General features: G+C 49.2%; 1 rRNA gene. It reads right to left on the bottom strand.

Annotated features, from left to right (window positions below):
* Nucleotides 1-95 precede the first annotated feature (95 nt).
* A 23S ribosomal RNA gene (locus B5X49_RS07585) occupies nucleotides 96-2,110 on the bottom strand; the annotation flags it as partial.

The following is a 2,110-nucleotide window of genomic DNA, read 5'->3' as shown; positions in this document are numbered from 1 at the left end:
ACAGGTGGAACCACTTCGCCATCGTCACCAGACATGCTCTCAAAACTAGATAAATGATTTTCTGAAATTGAAATTGTGATGCGAATTCATCACGTAAGGTTAAGTCCTCGACCTATTAGTACTAGTCAGCTGAACATATCACTATGCTTACACACCTAGCCTATCAACCTTGTGGTCTTCAAGGGGTCTTACTAATTGGGAGATCTCATCTCAAGGTGGGCTTCACGCTTAGATGCTTTCAGCGTTTATCCCTTCCGCACATAGCTACCCAGCTGTAGTACTGGCGTACTAACTGGTGCACCAGGGGTGCGTCCATCCCGGTCTTCTCATACTAAGGACAGCTCCCTTCAAATCTCCAACGCCCACGATAGATAGAGACCGAACTGTCTCACGACGTTCTGAACCCAGCTCGCGTGCCGCTTTAATGGGCGAACAGCCCAACCCTTGGAACCTACTCCAGCTCCAGGATGCGACGAGCCGACATCGAGGTGCCAAACCGCTTCGTCGCTGTGAACGCTTGGAAGCGATAAGCCTGTTATCCCCAGGGTAACTTTTATCCGTTGAGTCACGGCCCTTCCATTCGGTACCGTAAGATCACTATGTCCGACTTTCGTCCCTGCTCGACTTGTAGGTCTCGCAGTCAAGCTACCTTCTGCCATTGCACTCTTTAGAATGATTTCCAACCATTCTGAGGTAACCTTCGAGCGCCTCCGTTACTCTTTGGGAGGCGACCGCCCCAGTCAAACTGCCCACCAGACACTGTCCTCCAGATTCCACATCTGCGAGTTAGAAACTAAGTGCACGAAGGGTGGTATCCCAACGTCCGCTCCGTCAATACTAGCGTACTAACTTCAACGCGTCCCACCTATCCTGTACATCTTACACCCAGTTTCAATATCAAGTTACAGTGAAGCTCCATGGGGTCTTTTCGTCTAATCGCGGGTAGCCGGCGTTTTCACCGGCAGCTTGATTTCACCGAGTCTGTTGTTGAGACAGTGCCCAAATCGTTACGCTTTTCGTGCAGGACGGAACTTACCCGCCAAGGAATTTCGCTACCTTAGGACCGTTATAGTTACGGCCGCCGTTTACTGGGACTTCAATTCAATGCTTTAGGTTTAACCCCTGACATCTCCTCTTAATCTTCCAGCACCGGGCAAGCGTCAGCCTCTATACTTCATCTTACGATTTTGCAGAGACCTGTGTTTTTGCTAAACAGTCGCTTGGGCCTTTTCTCTGCGACTCCTCGTTTTCATAAGGAGTCCCCCTTTTCCCGAAGTTACGGGGTCAATTTGCCGAGTTCCTTAACAACAGTTTTCTCGCGCGTCTTAATATATTCTACTCACCCACCTGTGTCGGTTTACGGTACGGGCAGTCTAATGATTATCCCTAGAAGCTTTTCTTGAAAGCCTGAACTCGTACGTCTTTATATCAGTTCTTAGCGTTAATAGTACCCGGATTTGCCTAAGTACTCGCCTCGAATCCTTCTCACCCAATCCAATTAGGGTGGACGCCTATCCTTCTTTGTCACTCCATCAGTCATTATACTGGTACTAGAATCTCTACTAGTTATCCATCGGCTACGCTTTTCAGCCTCACCTTAGGCCCCGACTTACCCAGGGCGGACGAACCTTCCCCTGGAAACCTTGGGTTTATGACGGACGGGATTCTCACCCGTCTTTTCGTTACTCACACCGGCATTCTCACTTCCCGCCGCTCCACCAGTCCTTACGATCTAGCTTCGCCGCAACGGGAACGCTCCCCTACCACTTAAAATATTCTTTACTTTAAATCCGCAGCTTCGGTACAATGCTTAGCCCCGGTACATTTTCGGCGCAGAGTCACTCGACCAGTGAGCTTTTACGCACTCTTTAAAGGATGGCTGCTTCTAAGCCAACCTCCTGGTTGTTTGTGCATCTCTACTTCCTTTTCCACTTAGCATTGATTTTGGGACCTTATCTGGCGATCTGGGCTCTTTCCCTTTTGACCACGAACCTTATCACCCGTAGTCTGACTGCTAGCTTACTTTACCGACATTCGTAGTTTGATTGGGCTCAGTACCCCGAGGTGGGGCCATCACACATTCAGTGCTCTACCTTCGATAAACCATTTT

This window comes from Acholeplasma oculi (assembly GCF_900166985.1).
In the GTDB taxonomy this organism is placed as follows: domain Bacteria; phylum Bacillota_I; class Bacilli_A; order Acholeplasmatales; family Acholeplasmataceae; genus Acholeplasma; species Acholeplasma oculi.
Note: the sequence above shows the minus strand (reverse complement) of the source record. Positions and strands in the feature narration are given on the sequence as shown.